General features: G+C 52.3%; 20 protein-coding genes and 1 pseudogene. 8 read left to right on the forward strand and 13 right to left on the reverse strand.

Annotated features, from left to right (window positions below; all coding sequences use genetic code 11):
• Positions 1-123: 123 nt before the first annotated feature.
• The 5 genes from sigJ to nuoB all read left to right on the forward strand — a co-directional run bounded on the left by sigJ (position 124) and on the right by nuoB (position 3,115).
• Positions 124-1,023 (forward strand): RNA polymerase sigma factor SigJ, encoded by a 900-nt coding sequence (gene sigJ, locus UNDKW_RS00125; protein WP_162057079.1) that lies wholly within the window; start codon positions 124-126, stop codon positions 1,021-1,023.
• A 99-nt stretch (positions 1,024-1,122) separates the two neighbouring features.
• Positions 1,123-1,566: a carboxymuconolactone decarboxylase family protein gene (locus tag UNDKW_RS00130; RefSeq protein WP_162057080.1), complete on the forward strand. Its 444-nt coding sequence runs from the start codon at positions 1,123-1,125 to the stop codon at positions 1,564-1,566.
• 133 nt (positions 1,567-1,699) lie between these two features.
• Entirely contained in the window at positions 1,700-2,299 is a 600-nt protein-coding gene (locus UNDKW_RS00135) for a hypothetical protein (RefSeq protein ID WP_162057081.1), read from the forward strand.
• Positions 2,296-2,532, forward strand: coding sequence for a CPBP family intramembrane glutamic endopeptidase (locus UNDKW_RS00140; RefSeq protein WP_162057082.1), 237 nt, complete (start codon positions 2,296-2,298; stop codon positions 2,530-2,532). The genes UNDKW_RS00135 and UNDKW_RS00140 overlap by 4 nt, the downstream gene beginning before the upstream one ends.
• Positions 2,533-2,764: 232 nt before the next feature.
• Positions 2,765-3,115: an NADH-quinone oxidoreductase subunit NuoB gene (nuoB, locus tag UNDKW_RS30040; protein WP_197893059.1), complete on the forward strand. Its 351-nt coding sequence runs from the start codon at positions 2,765-2,767 to the stop codon at positions 3,113-3,115.
• Between the two features lie 53 nt (positions 3,116-3,168).
• Here nuoB and UNDKW_RS30045 read toward each other — a convergent pair whose 3' ends face one another.
• From UNDKW_RS30045 to UNDKW_RS00170, 7 genes are all read right to left on the reverse strand, one after another.
• The gene (locus UNDKW_RS30045) at positions 3,169-3,333 is read right to left on the reverse strand and encodes a hypothetical protein (protein WP_232063174.1); all 165 of its coding nucleotides are present in this window, start codon (positions 3,331-3,333) and stop codon (positions 3,169-3,171) included.
• A gap of 72 nt (positions 3,334-3,405) precedes the next feature.
• Positions 3,406-3,723 carry a hypothetical protein gene (locus UNDKW_RS00150; protein WP_162057083.1) on the reverse strand — a complete coding sequence of 106 codons (318 nt, stop codon included), beginning with the start codon at positions 3,721-3,723 and terminating at the stop codon, positions 3,406-3,408.
• Positions 3,714-3,995: a hypothetical protein gene (locus UNDKW_RS00155; RefSeq protein ID WP_162057084.1), complete on the reverse strand. Its 282-nt coding sequence runs from the start codon at positions 3,993-3,995 to the stop codon at positions 3,714-3,716. Before UNDKW_RS00155 ends, UNDKW_RS00150 begins: the two co-directional genes overlap by 10 nt.
• A gap of 70 nt (positions 3,996-4,065) precedes the next feature.
• Positions 4,066-5,220: an HDOD domain-containing protein gene (locus UNDKW_RS00160; protein WP_162057085.1), complete on the reverse strand. Its 1,155-nt coding sequence runs from the start codon at positions 5,218-5,220 to the stop codon at positions 4,066-4,068.
• Positions 5,221-5,360: 140 nt separating this feature from the next.
• Positions 5,361-5,756 (reverse strand): gamma carbonic anhydrase family protein, encoded by a 396-nt coding sequence (locus tag UNDKW_RS00165; protein WP_232063175.1) that lies wholly within the window; start codon positions 5,754-5,756, stop codon positions 5,361-5,363.
• Entirely contained in the window at positions 5,740-5,934 is a 195-nt protein-coding gene (locus tag UNDKW_RS30205; protein ID WP_232063176.1) for a hypothetical protein, read from the reverse strand. Before UNDKW_RS30205 ends, UNDKW_RS00165 begins: the two co-directional genes overlap by 17 nt.
• Positions 5,935-6,008: 74 nt before the next feature.
• On the reverse strand, positions 6,009-6,701 hold the full coding sequence (locus tag UNDKW_RS00170) for an MAPEG family protein (protein WP_162057086.1): 693 nt from the start codon (positions 6,699-6,701) through the stop codon (positions 6,009-6,011).
• 254 nt (positions 6,702-6,955) lie between these two features.
• Between UNDKW_RS00170 and UNDKW_RS00175 the strand changes: the two genes are divergently transcribed.
• From UNDKW_RS00175 to UNDKW_RS30215, 3 genes and pseudogenes are all read left to right on the forward strand, one after another.
• Positions 6,956-7,267, forward strand: coding sequence for a hypothetical protein (locus UNDKW_RS00175; RefSeq protein ID WP_162057087.1), 312 nt, complete (start codon positions 6,956-6,958; stop codon positions 7,265-7,267).
• An 817-nt stretch (positions 7,268-8,084) separates the two neighbouring features.
• Positions 8,085-8,321, forward strand: coding sequence for a hypothetical protein (locus UNDKW_RS30210; protein WP_232063177.1), 237 nt, complete (start codon positions 8,085-8,087; stop codon positions 8,319-8,321).
• 16 nt (positions 8,322-8,337) lie between these two features.
• Positions 8,338-8,911 (forward strand): annotated as a pseudogene (locus UNDKW_RS30215) (NAD(P)/FAD-dependent oxidoreductase).
• A gap of 27 nt (positions 8,912-8,938) precedes the next feature.
• Here UNDKW_RS30215 and UNDKW_RS00185 read toward each other — a convergent pair.
• The 6 genes from UNDKW_RS00185 to UNDKW_RS00210 form a co-directional block, all read right to left on the reverse strand.
• Positions 8,939-9,967: an adenosine deaminase gene (locus tag UNDKW_RS00185; protein WP_162057088.1), complete on the reverse strand. Its 1,029-nt coding sequence runs from the start codon at positions 9,965-9,967 to the stop codon at positions 8,939-8,941.
• A 297-nt stretch (positions 9,968-10,264) separates the two neighbouring features.
• Positions 10,265-10,522, reverse strand: coding sequence for a DUF3567 domain-containing protein (locus UNDKW_RS00190; RefSeq protein WP_162039201.1), 258 nt, complete (start codon positions 10,520-10,522; stop codon positions 10,265-10,267).
• Between the two features lie 207 nt (positions 10,523-10,729).
• Positions 10,730-11,125: a GTPase gene (locus tag UNDKW_RS00195; protein WP_162057089.1), complete on the reverse strand. Its 396-nt coding sequence runs from the start codon at positions 11,123-11,125 to the stop codon at positions 10,730-10,732.
• A 63-nt stretch (positions 11,126-11,188) separates the two neighbouring features.
• Positions 11,189-11,911: a response regulator gene (locus tag UNDKW_RS00200; protein ID WP_162057090.1), complete on the reverse strand. Its 723-nt coding sequence runs from the start codon at positions 11,909-11,911 to the stop codon at positions 11,189-11,191.
• Positions 11,912-12,138: 227 nt separating this feature from the next.
• Positions 12,139-14,553 carry an ATP-binding protein gene (locus UNDKW_RS00205; RefSeq protein WP_162057091.1) on the reverse strand — a complete coding sequence of 805 codons (2,415 nt, stop codon included), beginning with the start codon at positions 14,551-14,553 and terminating at the stop codon, positions 12,139-12,141.
• Positions 14,550-15,137 (reverse strand): DUF4390 domain-containing protein, encoded by a 588-nt coding sequence (locus tag UNDKW_RS00210; RefSeq protein WP_162057092.1) that lies wholly within the window; start codon positions 15,135-15,137, stop codon positions 14,550-14,552. The genes UNDKW_RS00205 and UNDKW_RS00210 overlap by 4 nt, the downstream gene beginning before the upstream one ends.
• Between the last annotated feature and the right edge of the window lie 11 nt (positions 15,138-15,148).

Below are 15,148 nucleotides of genomic sequence, written 5' to 3' on the forward strand. Positions count from 1 at the left end.
ATTGACAAGGAATCCAACACTTTAGGCCTTAGGCAAGTGGCAAATACTCCGTGAATTGACGATCAAGGCTGTCACAAACAAGGGGCCTGTGTCGTCTTATAGTTTTTCAAGATGAGATATGTCATGATAAACCGCCTGCAAAGCTTTACTGACCACAGATCCCGATTGTTTGGCATTGCCTATCGCATGCTGGCTTCGCGTGCCGAGGCTGAAGACCTGGTGCAAAACACCTATCTGCGCTGGCATGCGCTCAGCGATGAAGAGTTATTGCAAATCCGCGAGCCCCAGGCCTGGCTGGTGACTGTCATCAGTCGCCTTTGCGTGGACAGATTGCGTGTCCTCAAGCGCGAGCGCGAAAACTATACTGGCCCGTGGTTGCCAGAGCCCATGATAGAAGTCGATGAGCAGACGCCAGAGCTGATGGCAGAATTCAGCAGCGATGTCTCGCTGGCATTTTTGACGATGCTGGAACGACTATCGGCAGAAGAGCGCGCGGCTTTTCTTTTGCATCAGGTATTCGACGTCGATTACCCGGAAGTGGCAGGCATGCTCAACAAGACGGCAGCCGCCTGCCGCCAGCTGGTGCACCGTGCCAAAGAAAGGGTGCTGCAAGAAAAACCGCGCTTTGCGGTCAGCCGCGATCATCACAGGCAATTGCTGCAACGCTTTAGTCTGGCCGCACAAAGCGGTAATTTAAAAGAGCTCAGTGCCTTGTTTGCCGACGATGCGCAAATGATAGGGGATGGCGGCGGCAAGGTCGCCTCCGTCAACCGCATCCTGCATGGCGCAGCCCGCATTGCGCGCCTCTACCATGTCGTCGCCAGAACTTACCCACAGCGTATGCAGTTTGTCGAAGTCAGTATCAATGGCGAACCTGGCTTGCTGCGCTTTATCGATGGCAAACTCGATGCGACTATCTCCATCGTCAGCGATGGTGAAAAAATCCTTGATCTGTACACGATACGTAATCCGGATAAATTGCAGGCTTATCAGGGCATGACTTTGCCAGCGACAACTGTTTAAGAAATTATTCAAGCAGTCTGTCACAAACCGATTTTCTCCAGCGTCTTATAGATGAAGAAAGCAATTTCGCTGACTCATTCAGAAAACTGGAGAATTATCATGACACTCAAACTCAATTTCCCTGGCCTGGCACCTGCTGCTTATCAAGCCCTTGCTGGCGTCAACACGGTGCTGGATGCCAGCAGTCTTGGCAAATCCCTTATCGACCTGGTGTTCTTGCGGGTATCGCAAATCAATGGCTGTGCCTTTTGTGTCGATAAACATGCGCATGATCTGCTCGAACATGGCGACAATTTCCAGCGTCTCAACAGTCTCGTATGCTGGCGCGAAGCTCCTTGTTTCAGTGAAAAAGAAAGGGCTGCATTGGCCTGGAGTGAAGCCTTGACCAATATCGCAGGCAAGCATGTCGATGAAGCGCTGCAACATGAATTGCCCAAGCATTTCACGGAAAAAGAACTGGTGGATCTGGCATTTGTCATTGGCCTCATGAATGCCTGGAACAGGGTGGCGATAGCTTGTGGGAAAAGTTTCAGCGTGCGTTAAAGTGTCGTGGTGTCGTTGTCTGGCGAGATGAGTTCTAGATACAAGGCCAGGGATAAATATTGACATTTTTATAAAGTTATTTATCCTTGGCGGTCTTGTATGACCTGAACAACTGCCTGACAGGATTATTCCCATGACTACAGTGCCTGAGTTGCCACTCCTCCAGATACTTCCCTATCTATTCTTGTATGCGGCCATCGCGGCAGCCTGGTTACCTGCAATAGTTTTGGCCGGGCCTGTCAAAAATCTGGTACCCGGTCACCTGCTTGCTGTGCTCGCAGGACTACTGGCTTTGATCAGCGGTCTGATCTCACCCGTGGCAGCGGCGGTATTGCTGGTACTGGCAGTCTTGCTGTGGGCGAGCGTCAGGAATACTTTTCCACTTGCCTTGCGCATAGTCGCCGGTGTGCTGGCACTGCTGGTGGCGCTGCTACTGGCGATGCACAAAGTGCCCGGTTTCCACAATATCCTGTTGCTGGACAAAGTCAGGTTCAGTGATGACGCCATCCCTTTTACCCTGTATGCCAATTTTGATAAGGGCATGGCGGGTTATCTGATGCTTAGCCTGTTTTGTTCGCGTGTCAGCAACTGGAAGCAATTCCTGGCCGATGGCAAGCGCATTGCCTTGCCAGCTCTGCTGACTATTGCTGTCTTGATCGTGCTGGGGCTGGCGACACAATTTTTCCGCTTTCCCCTAAATTGCCGGAAGCGACTTTCCTCTTTCTTGCCGTGAATCTGTTTTTGACTTGCGTCGCAGAAGAAGCTTTTTTCCGTGGGCTGATGCAGGAAGCCATTTATCGCCTGGGCAATAAGCCAGCCTATGGCTATCTGGCGATAGCCGTGTCAGCAATCTTGTTTGGCGGCCTGGCACACCTTGGCGGCGGCACGCAGTATGCTGCCCTGGCGACAGTGGCAGGGCTGGGCTATGCCTCATCTACCACCAGACCCGCAGGCTGGAGTGGGTGATACTCACGCTGCTTTTAATCTGTCACTTCATCTTGTTCACCTATCCGAAGTTGGCCTGATGTTGGCTTGATTTTTTACAGGCCATGACGTGTCGGTACAAATCCGTCGCACTGGTACAAGTATGAATCAATTGTCATGGCTAGACTGCCCTGTCGCTAATACCGGGAGTATGATGAACTGGAAGTCATTAGAGAAATAATTTCTGCTGACGCGTCTGGACGACGTCAGTAAATTGATACAAACCAATAGTCTGTGGTACCTGACTTTTGGCCTGGCCTGCTGCGCTGTGGAAATGATACAGGCAGCTGCATCACGTTATGACATGGAGCGCTTTGGCATGATACCGCGTGCCAGCCCCAGGCAGGCTGACCTGATGATCGTGGCAGGTACATTGACCAACAAGATGGCACCGGCCCTACGCCGTATCTATGACCAGATGGCAGAGCCGCGCTATGTCATTTCCATGGGGTCATGCGCGAATGGTGGCGGCTATTATCACTACTCATATTCATCGTACGTGGTTGTGACCGTATCGTGCCTGGATGTGTATATCCCAGGCTGTCCGCCTACGCAGAGGCGCTGATTTACGGGATCATACAATTGAAGAAAGATACGCAGCAGGAAAATGATAGAGCGCTAGGCAAGGACAATGAGCTTGTAGCGCAGCATGTAAGGCAGGAGATAATCGTAGCCAGGCCGGGCGTTACCGCAATTCTCGCAGGCGTCCATCCTGGTAGTACATGGTGATGGCACTGCCATCATGTCTTGATTCCAGATGGACATGTCAGACGTGAAATTCATGTAATGCCATGTGCCATCTGCTTCTGACAAACCATCCCATATCAGGCGCGCTAATTCATCGCCCCGGCAAAATCAGCCCAGTCTATGGTTTGATCTCCATTTTGGGGCTTGATCTCTAATGCTGTCATCAGCCCCGGCTTTGATACACCACTTATCAAGGCTGGCTTCACCAAAGGCATCGGCATTGCTGAGGTAATCATCAAAAGGGCCGAGCTTGCTGATTTCTTTGCCATTGCGGAAAACCAGTTGCAAGCCATTCTCCACATCCCAGTCGCAATCGCATTCCACTGACACATACACCGTCTTGTCGCCATTCGGACGCTGGCTGACCAGGGCTTCATAGCCATACTGTATGTGTTGCCAGACATCAGATGGTTGTGCTATCTGCACGACGTCGAGTTTTTCAGACTTGCGTAGTTGGCTGTGTCCTGATAATAGGCAAAGATATCTGCTTCGGCTTTGAGCAGTGCGGCTGGATCAAGCTTGATGAAGTTGGCAATGGCAGTGTGAAAATCTGCCTTGCTGGTGTCATCGGCTTCATCATAGCCTTCGAGCAGGAATTCATATTCTTGTTCTTGCAGGGCGGGGATGAGTACAGGCTGGCTGATGTACCAGCCATTTTCTTCATCTTTTTCTACTGGCCCAATTCCGGGGATATGCATGATGAGTTTTCTTTAGTGTTAGTGAGTCGGGCAAGATTTGCCGTAACCACTATTGTCCCACACTAAGCGCTCAAGTTTGTGCTTCAGGATGCTGTTGTACCCCAGTTGTGTCATATAACTGGATTTCATTCAAGTGATCGAAGCAACTGACTTCCGCCGGAGTCAGGCCTATCCTGAGTTTTTTATCGCTACTGTTCAATTGTCCATGGTTGACCAGCAGGCGCATTTTGGCGATCAGGTCGGCGGTGTGCAGCAAGTGGCCCAAGGGACTCCATTCTATGGCTTTGCGGCCCCCGGCCTGTTGCTGCAGTGCCAGTATCACATGCTCAGGAAATTCCCAGCGCTGGGCAATACGGTAAGACAGGGTCGCTGCGACGGACGAAAAGATAGGCTGGAAGGCCGGGGAGTATTTGAATTTCCCCTGCTCGCAAGTCTGGTCCAGCAGGCGGAAGGCGATGATGAGACCGACATTTTTCATCAAGCCCGTCAAAAACGCATGGAAAGGGTCCATATCTCGCGCCAGGGTATGGCAGGCGACCGCACATTTCTCTGACTGACCCCAGATATGGGGTGCTGCACGGCGGGTGAATTGGCCGGCATTGAGGTTGATGATGGGGCGGAAAGCGACCTTGGCGATGACCAGGCGCAAGCCTTCTTCACCCAGGACCATGACGGCTTTTTCCAGACTGTTGATACGGTCAGCCGGGTTGTACAGGGCGCTGTTGACGGTATTGATGACTTCACCCACCAGCACCACGTCCTTGACGATCTGGCGTGACAATTCACCGGCAGAGACGGTCTTGCTGCGCAGGCTGTTCAGCAATTGCGGGATGACGCTAGGTACGCGTGGCACAATGACGGCATCGTTCAGGTCAGATGCCAGCAATTTGTACAGTGCTTGCATGACAGTCTGTTCAGTTTCAAAACTGCCGCCTTCGCCAGGGTAGCCCATGACCCAGTCAAAAAACAGGCTGTCTACGGGCAGAGCGGGTTTCCAGGCGACGAGTTTTTCTGTCGTGGTTGTACTGCTTGCCGGGGATTCTACTACGGGAACTGGCTCAGGCTGAGGTGTTGCAATCTCTGGTTCGGGTTTTGCCGTCACTACTGCTTCAGGTGTCTTTGGTGCAGCGACAACCTCAGGCGCTGGCGTGGATTGGCTGCTGACAGGCGCGGCTTGTTCTGCACCGAACAGGCGGTTAAAGAATTTGCTCAGGGTATTCGCCACGGCTGCCCTTTCGATTCAAACTGAGAGCGCATCTTGATACTCATGAAGCGCCAGAGCTTTCAGTGTGTATATTTGCCGTGATCATGTCAATCCCAAGCGCCAGCTATCGTGAATTAGTTGCCCGCTTTTAACTTAAATTGTTATTCCCCAGCGGTAAGCTGGGCATTCAGTATGGCAATTTCTGCCATTATTTCTGCGGGAAATTCTTCCCTGGCCCATTCCCTGTATTCACCGCGCGCATACGCCAGGCCATTCTTGTAATACATATAGGCATTCAGTCGGTTGCGCACATAATTGTTTTGTGTGCGTATGACCTTGCCTGGTGTGCCCATGACGATGGAATTGTCAGGGATGACAGTACCTTCCTTGAGGAAAGTATGCCCCGCAATAATGCAGTTATTGCCGATCACGCAGCCATCCATGATGGTGGAATTGATACCTATCAGGCAGTTATCACCGATGGTGCAGCTGGATGGTGCATGGGTAATGGGCAATGGCTGGTAGATGGTCGGAGTCTGGTCACCGATATGCAGCATGACAAAAATCCTGGATATTGGTGTACGGGCCTATGATGATCTCTTTATGCTCAGACCTGGCAACCACATTCATCCAGATCGAGGCATTTTGCCCCACACTGATCTTGCCATACAGTTGCGCCGTATCATGGATATATGCTGGCATGTCGAGTTTGACATCCGGACCGATGAAAGCCATTTGCTCCCCCAAAAATAAACTGAGATAAACTGAGATAAACTGAGTCAGCTAATCAAAGATAACAGCATACTGCTTTACAGATGCATTTGCTGGAGTATCCCGATAGCGATCATCCAGCACACCGCCATGCCAGACAGATACAGCATTGCCCGCCAGGGTTGCAGGCCACGCAGATAGACGATAGTGTGCAGACAGCGTATCAGGACATAACTGCCAAACAGCCAGCTGGCGCTTGCTTGCGGGCCACCGAGCAAGGTATAAGTCAGCGCCAGGGCCAGGAAGAGCGGCAGGTTTTCTACATCATTGCGCCAGACGCGGGCGCAGCGTTGTACCAGGTCGGCCTCTGCTTCTACAGAGCGCAGGCCAAACATACCTGCATCCTCTGGCAAGAGATAGCGGCGACTGCGTATGCGGCTGATGACCTGTACGCCGCTCAACAGGCTGGCTTTCAGGAACAGTGCCAGCAGGGCCAGTACAAAGCTCGACAGTGCGGGATAGTTCATCATGCTGCCCCTTCTGCGTTTTGCTTGTTGCCGTGCATCCCTGGCAGCCGTAAATTGTGCGATTTGTTGACTTGAGGGGCGCAAGCCACTCATGGACCAGCCCTCGGCTTCGCTTTCCTGGATATTGATCCAGACTGACTTCTTGAACTCCGGGTTGCCACCACCTTCAATTTCTACCAGGGCATCGGCAATTTTTTCCAGCAGGCGCTGTTTCTGCTCCGTGTTCAGCATTCCTTTTATCGTGTTGATTTGCACGTAGGGCATGTCGTACTCCTTGTCTGTTTGTAAGAGACTGCATTGTGCTGTCTGCAGAAAAGTACTACCATTGGCTGAATCGACAAAAAAAGGTGTTTATTGGACAGGGCAGCCAAATGACAATGAAGACAACAAATGAAGGAATCATACGCATAGGCGTACTGTCTATCCGGTTGCCTGCGCAGCGGAGCAGTCATGCCGCTGGATGTATTTACCATTGCCAATACCCTGGCGGGCATACGCCCTGCGGGTAGCAAGAGCCTGTGCAATTCGAGGCTTTCTGGGTCAGCGCCCGCGGTGACATTTTGCAAGAGGTAGATGGCCTGCATTTCCAGGCGCGTGACATCTATCAGCAAATACAGACGCAGAAGCTTGATGCCCTCATGGTGCCAGGAGTGGATCACAGGGACAGCAGCCAGCTTGATGGCTTGCTTGATGCGCTGGCACCTGAGCAGTCATTGATGGAAACTTACTTGCAGCAAGAAAGCCTGCTGATTTCCAGTTGTTCCAGCACCAGCCTGCTGGCGCGTACCGGCAAGCTTGATGGCGCCGTGCCACGACGAGCTGGTGGCTAAGCGCATATTTTCGCAAAAATTTCCCGCAGGTTTTATTGGAGGCAGAAGAGCTCATCGTGGTGGATGGCAAACTGGTATCTTTGGCGGTGACTTCGTATATTGATTTGTCGCTATGGCTGGTCGGCCATTTTGCCGGGAAGAATTGCGGCAGATGACGGCCAAGATACTGGTCGTTGATGCGAATAGAAATAGTCAGGCACCCTATGTCGCAAGGCTATCATGCAGGAGGGCACATAGAGCGCGCGAGGCGCTGGCTGAACAAGCGCCTGGATCAACAATGGGATGGCTGACCTTGCCAGTTATTGTAATGTCAGCCAGCGTACTTTGCTCAGGCGTTTCCAGGAATCGATGAAACTCAGTCCCATCCACTATGTGCAACAATTGAGGCGCCAAGGCCTGCTGAAACAGCGCCTGAAGATATAACGAGCACGTTGTATGAAGATCGAGCTTCAGTAAAACGCGCCAAGGATTACCGGCGCAGGTTTGGATTGAGATTCTAGAGGGCATAAGGATGACAATGGATAACAGACATATAGTGATCGTTGGTGGTGGCGTCATCGGCAGTGCGGTGGCGTACTTTTTAGCCGTGCATCCCCTCTTCCAGGCAGGATCACTGTGCTGGAACGCGACCCTACTTATACCCACGCTTCATCTGCCCTAAGTTCCATACGCCAAATTCACGCCGCTGAATATACAGAAATTCGCATCACCTTCCTGCGCGACCTGCATCAGCACCTCGCGTTGATGGCGAGTTGCCGGAACTTGGCCTCAGCGAACATGGTTATCTGTATCTTGCCAGCGATGCTGTGCTGCCACTTTGCATGAAAATCATGAGATACAAAAGCATGAAAATGTTGATGTCGCCCTGCTTGATCAACATGGACTGCAGCAGAAATTCCCGTGGCTGAACGTCGATGACCTGGCTTTAGGTTCGTTGGGTCTCAGTGGTGAAGGCTGGTTTGACGGCTATGCCTTGCTGATGGCATTTCGCGCAAGCCGCTGGGTGTCAGTTATCTGCAGGCGGATGCGCAAGGTTTTGAACATGAGAAGGTAGAGTAACTGGCGTACGTTTGCAGGATGGTGCAGTCATTCAATGTGATGTTGCCGTCAATGCCGCCGGTGCCTGGGCGCGCCCTTTACTGGCAGGTACCGGTTTTGATTTGCCTGTGGTTGGCCGCAAGCGTACGGTGTTCGTGGTATCCAGCCCTGCGCAGACGCCGTCTTGCCCGCTCATCATTGACCCATCCGTTTATAGAAGGCCAGCACTGGATATGTGGCTTGCCACCGGAAGATGATCCCGATGATGCACCGCTGGAAGCTGACTATGAACAGTTCGATGCAGTCTGGCAAATCATGGCGAATCGCGTTCCCGCTTTTGAAGCCCTGCGCATGCAGAGAGCCTGGGCTGGTTATTATGAATACCATGTGTTTGACCAGAATGCCGTCATCGGTGCGCATCCGCAATTGGTGAACCTGATACTGGCGAATGGCTTTAGTGGCCATGGCATGCAACACGCACCCGCTACCGGGCGCGGTATTGCAGAGCTATTGATAGATGGCGCTTACAGCAGCCTGGATTTATCACCTTTGTCTGCTCAGCGCATACTTGATGGCAGGCCGCTGCTGGAAAAGAATGTGATTTAAGAGCGTGATTTGAGCGCGTAATTCAGATCAATGAGCTGCAGCATAAGCATCCAGCTCATCGAGCCAGACCTGCTTTTGTTCAGGTGTGACAAACGAGGCTTCAAAGGCATTGCGCGCCAGCTGTACCAATTCTTCCTTGCCCAGTTCGAGCGCATCGGCGGTGGCGATGTAATTCGCATTCATGTATCCACCAAAATACGCCGGATCATCTGAGTTGATGGTCACGCACAAACCGGCACGCAGCATGCGCGCCAGGTTGTGTTCGCGCATGTCCTTGACCACGCACAGCTTCAGATTCGACAGCGGGCATACTGTCAGCGGCATACGGCTTTGCTGCAACCTGGCCATGAGGGCGGGATCTTCTTCTGCACGTACACCGTGATCTATGCGTTCCACCTGCAAGACATCCAGGGCGCTATGGATATAGGCTGGCGGACCTTCTTCGCCGGCATGTGCGACCAGGCGAAACCCCATGGCTTGTGCGATCGTGAACACGTGGGCAAATTTTTCTGGCGGGTTGCCGACTTCGGCAGAATCCAGGCCCACACCTGTCCACAGATCAGCGTATTCATCGCGCAGGGGCAGGGCTGCTTCCAGCGTGGCAATGGCATCTTCTTCACTGAGGTGACGCAGGAAGCACAAGATCATGGCACCAGAAAACCCGTGTCTGGCGCGTGCTTCGCGCAAGGCGCGGGCGATGCCGGAGAACACAGTAGTAATAGGTATGCCGCGTGCAGTATGGGTTTGCGGGTCAAAGAACAGTTCCACATGGCGCACATTGTCAGCCAGGGCGCGCTCTATATAGGCATGCGTCAGGTCAAAAAAATCCTGTTCGGTTTGCAGCACGGCAGCACCGGCATAATACAGATCGAGAAAAGACTGCAAGTCTGCAAAGTCGTAGGCTGCGCGTACTTCTTCTACGCTGGTGTAGGGTAATTGCACGCCGTTTTTTTGTGCCAGGGCAAACATCAGCTCAGGTTCCAGTGAACCTTCTATATGCAAATGTAATTCTGCCTTGGGCAGGCCGCGGATAAAGTCGTGCAGTTGAGTACTCATAGTCTTGAACCTGATTGAGGGTAATGCCGGATAAAAGTATGGCAATGATACGCTGAAGATATCACTGCACCCTTTTCAGGATATCAAAACCAGATGATGTTCTGTATAGATGGCCGCATATTGATACTGGCCGGTGCTTGATGGCGTGGGATTTTTACAGTCAGCAGGTTAACCGGCGCAAAGCAGTATGGACGATGGCCACAGCCATCGCCCCTGTTCATCGCCGCTATTGATTATCGCGTTGTTTTCATCGTTTGCTGGTGACGCCTGATACCTGTCAGTACAGATTGGTGCAGATTAGTGCAACAACACGCTTTGACCCATATAGCCATCAAACTGGCCAAGGAAGTCGTCGATTTCTTCTATGCTGGGTTCACTGGCGATGAGGTCAGTCACGTCCTTGCGGAAATTGATGGCTAGCGGGCCACCAATAAACCATTCGCGGCGTACTGCCTTGTCAGTGATTTCATAACCGCCAAAGCGCAGGGCTTCGTGGTCAGTATCGGCGCCATATTCGATGACGCTGTATTGATCGCTGTTGTAGATGAGATTCATTTTATGCATCCTTTCTGGCGGGAGGATATTTCCTCTGGTTAACCGTTCATGGTGCTTACATGATGTTGCTTACAGCGAATTTCAAGCAATTGCTGTCGATGAAGCTACTACTCTTATTTCCGTAACGCAAAGTTCATAGGGCTATTTTGTGCTGCTATGAAGTATTACGGCACGGCAACGTCTCGACTTTAGCGACTTAACATTGGTTCACAAGCTGGTGTGAGCATTGATCTCAAGCAAGTTAGTATAGGTGGGGTCCTGAAGTGTGAGCAGAAGTTTATCCAGGTGGACATCGCTGGCGATACCTAGGTATATATTAGCTGGTTTTTGCCTGAGGGCGCGGTTCAGTGTGACGCGCAGGCTGAGGTTGCCTATACAACAAAAGCAGCCGGGGGCAATGCGGCTGATGTGTAGCAGCTCAGTGGCTTGCAAGATATCTTGCCCATCAGGCAAGCCTTCGAGGATGACGACATTTTTGTCGGTGGCAGCGCTGTTGTCTGCGCTGTTACCAGGTAAACGGGCAAGGGAGGCTGCAATTGCCGCCTCCCTTTCGGTATAACTTGCGCCGTGTATCAGATGTAATTGCGCTTTTGCTGCCGTCACTTTGCACTCACGCAGTACTCACATTCTACTCACGCACTACTCATATCGTACTGTGCTGCAATATTATTCACCACGTTTCGCATATTTCATGGACTCAACGCCAAGTTGCTTGAGTTTGCGATACAGGTGTGTGCGTTCCAGGCCGGTTTTTTCTGCCACCCTGGTCATGCTGCCGCCTTCGCGGTTCAGGTGGTATTCGAAGTAAATACGCTCGAACGCATCCCTGGCTTCGCGTAGCGGCAAGTCAAACGACAGGCTGGCGAACTGATTATTTGGCGCAGCAGCAACAGGCTGGGCAGCAGAAAAATGCCTGGCTTCATAGGCTGGCGCGGCACTGCCAAAGCTGCCGGACATGCCCGCACTGGCAGGATTATCATTGCTGATCACGCGCAAGGCTGGAGCAGCCGGTTTTGCGGGCTCGGTGCTGCGGGTCAGGCCTTGCTGTACTGCTTTCAACAGTTTTTGCAGTGCGATGGGTTTTTCCAGGAAATTCAATGCACCTATCCGTGTTGCTTCAACCGCTGTATCTATCGTGGCATGCCCTGACATCATGATCACCGGCATCGTCAGCAAGCCGTCACGCTGCCATTCTTTTAACAGGGTAACGCCATCCGTGTCCGGCATCCAGATATCAAGCAAGACCAGATCCGGCCTGGCTTCTTGCCGGGCAAGACGCGCCTGCTGAGCATTTTCAGCAAGTTGAACCACATGACCTTCATCACCGAGAATTTCAGACAACAATTCACGGATACCCATTTCATCATCTACGACCAATATATTTGCCATAAATCTACCCTATTACCGCCTCTATGTTTTTTTGGGTGCTTCTTACCGTTCGATGTTCAAGTCTGCACATGGCCTGCCCCAGACTGACTGGTGAAGACGATGTACTTGTGTTGAATGACAATTTCAAAGTGCCCCTTCTGCTCTTTAGCCGTATTCCTCTTTTGGGAATATCGGAACAACTACTGCGCAACAAATACTGCACAACTATTACCGCAAGTACGGCGAACTTATGCCGTATTTGAATCCGGTGCTAACTTTAACAGCAAAATCGCTACTTTTGCACCGTTTGTATCGCTACGATTTTGAATATCGATCCTGCCGCCGTGCTCATCGATGATTTTCTTCACCATTGCCAGCCCCAGACCGGTGCCGCGTGGTTTGGAAGTGGCATAGGGTTCAAAAGCCCTGGCCAGGATTTTGCTGGAAAATCCCGGGCCGTTATCGATAATTGACAGGCGTACCGCAGAGTGTGCTATCTGGTCAGTTCCAGTGTAGCGCACTACATCGGTGATGACATCAATACGTGCCACAAAACCGGGAGTGATATTGTCGGCAACAGCGTCCTGGGCGTTTTGTAAAAGATTGTGAATTACCTGGCGCAACTGGGTGGCGTCGCCCATGACCTTGGGTAAATCTGCTGCCATGGTCAGCTTGATGGCGTCCCGGCCATCTCCAGCGATATACAGGTGCAGCACTTCATCAATCAGGCCAGCCAGATTCAAGGGCATCAACACTGCGGGCGGCGTACGCGCATAGTCACGGAAGTCATCGACCATGCGCTTCATCGACGTCACCTGATTGACGATGGTGGTTGTGCTCTTATTGAGTATCAGTACATCGGTTTCGCTGAGCTTGTCCTGTAATTTCATTTGCAGACGCTCTGCTGACAGCTGTATCGGCGTCAGCGGGTTCTTGATTTCATGTGCGAGGCGGCGCGCCACTTCACCCCAGGCGATGGAACGCTGGGCAGAAATGATATTACTGATGTCATCGAACACCACCACATAACCACTGCCCGATGCCACCGGCAGGTGGGAACCACGGGCCAGCAGGGTAATGCTTTGTTCTTCTTCTGCCGCTACCGCTTCTGCGGGGGCTCCCGCTGCTCCTGCAGTTCCAGATACGGCAGGGCCAGCAGTCTTCTTGCCTTTATTCGGGCGCGGCACTTCAATTTGCTGTTGCCAGTGTTGTTCGCGTTCGTTTTCGCCGCCGGCAGCTGACTGTGCATGCTGTTCAGAAAAAGCCTTGGAAATCGCAAAGGCAAAGGCCTGCATGCCATCAATATCGGCCAATGGCTTATTGATTTCGCTTTCCAGCCTGCGCTGCAGGATACGTTCTACCGATTCATTGCAAGTCACCAGATTGCCATTCTGGTCCAGTACCATCACACCGGCGGACATGTTCGCCAGCACAGATTCCAGATAGGCCTTGGCGTTTTCCAGTTCATTGCGGTTTTTTTCCACCGTGGCACGGGCGTCAAACAATTGCCTGGTCATGGTGTTGAAAGACTTGGTCAGGCTACCCAGCTCATCGGTACTGGTGACGATAGGGCGGGGCGAGAAATTACCTTCGGTCACGGCCTTGGTACCCTCTGCCAGCAGCAACAGCGGTCTGGCCAGCTCACCCGAAATCAAAAACGCGCTGGTGATTGCTGCAACTATCGCCAGCAACAAGGTCAGCGTCAGGGTGATGATGTACATCTTTTTCAGGTTCACCCGGCCTATGGATCGTACCTGGTATTCACGGGAGGCATTGCTCAGGGCTTCGGCATGCATCGCCAGATTCGCTGGTACTGGCTGTATCAGTTGCAGGTACAGGGCTTCGTTTTGCAGGGATATCCAGCCCGTCGTCATGCGCAAAGGTACTACCACGCGCGAGCGCAGGATGCGGGCAGGTTCAGGTGCCAGTGCCGGTCTGGTAGCACCACGGGTTTCTGCACTGCTGGCAGAACTTGCCGGGCTTGCAGCAGGATCATCTGCCGCTGGCTGTATCAGTTTTTCATCCCTGGCAGCGTAATAACGCGACAGCTTGACTTGCCTGATCATTTCAGGAGTAGGCAATTCAGGCAGCAGGCTGCTGACATTGTCATTGGCAGAGGCGATCAGGCGGCCCTTGCTATTGACGATTGTCGCTTCCTGTATCTGCATGCGTTCACGCAGGCGCGACAGGTGGATGGACATTGAGCTCTCAGACGGATCAGACAATTCTGACGCCATGTCATTGGCCTTGGATTGCAAGTCCGCCAGCAAGAAATCAAGCGCAGTCAGCCCCATGTTCTTGCCAGAATCGAGTGCAGACTCGACCTTGACGTCAAACCAGGATTCGATGGAGCGCGAGACAAACTGTACTGACACCAGGTAAATCACGCTGCCCGGCAAAATACCAACGAGGGCAAACAAGACCACCAGCCTGGTCATCAGCTTGGAACCAAACTCCTTGGCACGGAAACGGCGGAACAAACGCAGTACCAGGGTCAGCACCAGGACCAGCAAGGCCAGGGCAACCACGGCATTGGCGTCCAGCAGCCATTCATAGTAACGCTCAAAACGCGCAGAATTTTCCTGTACTGTGGTCAGGAAAAACAGCAGGATGCTCATCAGAGCGCCGCCGATAATCAGTGCATACCGCAAAAATCTTGTCACTTGTCTTCAGCCTTGAAGGAAAAACGCTTCCACTCGGTTTTCTGGCTCCAGTGACTGTCGTTGAAGCTGGGTATCTGCAAATGCATGGGAATCTTGCTCAGGCCCATGCGCAATTGCAAGGCAACATTGTAGGTGGCACCAGCCGAGAGCAGGGATTTGTCAGCGATCAGCCAGCGATTCGGGCGTGTCACCAGGTTCAGTGCCGTATCCAGAGAGGGGAAGTTTTGTTGCAAGCCATTATTAATGGTGACGGTATATTGCTGCGTCCACTCATTATAGGCAATCCTGACCAGGTATTCGCTGCGCACGACCTTTTCATCCACCCAGTACCAGCGTGAACGGGTCAGCTCTACCTCGGTCGTGAACGATACCGGGATACCATCGCGGATAGCCTTGCGCAGGCTGTCACTGAGTTCCAGTGAGAAACTGGCAGCCAGGCGGTAACCCTCGTCACTGGCTTCTATCCTGGCGGTTTTGACTTCCACATCGGCAGCCTGGGCCGCAGGCACCACTGCCATTGCCAACAGCGCCAACATCAAAGTCAGCGAAAACTGGCGCAGCAGGGAAGCGAAACGTCTGAACATGCAATCAATAC

Source organism: Undibacterium sp. KW1, from assembly GCF_009937955.1.
Classification (GTDB): Bacteria; Pseudomonadota; Gammaproteobacteria; order Burkholderiales; family Burkholderiaceae_D; genus Undibacterium.

What these genes read in the sequence shown, in the direction of transcription:
- UNDKW_RS00185 (WP_162057088.1), bottom strand. Translation starts at nt 9,967, where the DNA reads ATGAGTACTCAACTGCACGACTTTATCCGCGGCCTGCCCAAGGCAGAA.
- UNDKW_RS00135 (WP_162057081.1), top strand. Translation starts at nt 1,700, where the DNA reads ATGACTACAGTGCCTGAGTTGCCACTCCTCCAGATACTTCCCTATCTA.
- UNDKW_RS00170 (WP_162057086.1), bottom strand. Translation starts at nt 6,701, where the DNA reads ATGCCCTACGTGCAAATCAACACGATAAAAGGAATGCTGAACACGGAG.
- UNDKW_RS00190 (WP_162039201.1), bottom strand. Translation starts at nt 10,522, where the DNA reads ATGAATCTCATCTACAACAGCGATCAATACAGCGTCATCGAATATGGC.
- UNDKW_RS00210 (WP_162057092.1), bottom strand. Translation starts at nt 15,137, where the DNA reads ATGTTCAGACGTTTCGCTTCCCTGCTGCGCCAGTTTTCGCTGACTTTG.
- UNDKW_RS00130 (WP_162057080.1), top strand. Translation starts at nt 1,123, where the DNA reads ATGACACTCAAACTCAATTTCCCTGGCCTGGCACCTGCTGCTTATCAA.
- UNDKW_RS00165 (WP_232063175.1), bottom strand. Translation starts at nt 5,756, where the DNA reads ATGCTGCATATCGGTGACCAGACTCCGACCATCTACCAGCCATTGCCC.
- UNDKW_RS00200 (WP_162057090.1), bottom strand. Translation starts at nt 11,911, where the DNA reads ATGGCAAATATATTGGTCGTAGATGATGAAATGGGTATCCGTGAATTG.
- UNDKW_RS00155 (WP_162057084.1), bottom strand. Translation starts at nt 3,995, where the DNA reads ATGCATATCCCCGGAATTGGGCCAGTAGAAAAAGATGAAGAAAATGGC.
- UNDKW_RS30045 (WP_232063174.1), bottom strand. Translation starts at nt 3,333, where the DNA reads ATGAATTTCACGTCTGACATGTCCATCTGGAATCAAGACATGATGGCA.
- sigJ (WP_162057079.1), top strand. Translation starts at nt 124, where the DNA reads ATGATAAACCGCCTGCAAAGCTTTACTGACCACAGATCCCGATTGTTT.
- UNDKW_RS30205 (WP_232063176.1), bottom strand. Translation starts at nt 5,934, where the DNA reads ATGGCTTTCATCGGTCCGGATGTCAAACTCGACATGCCAGCATATATC.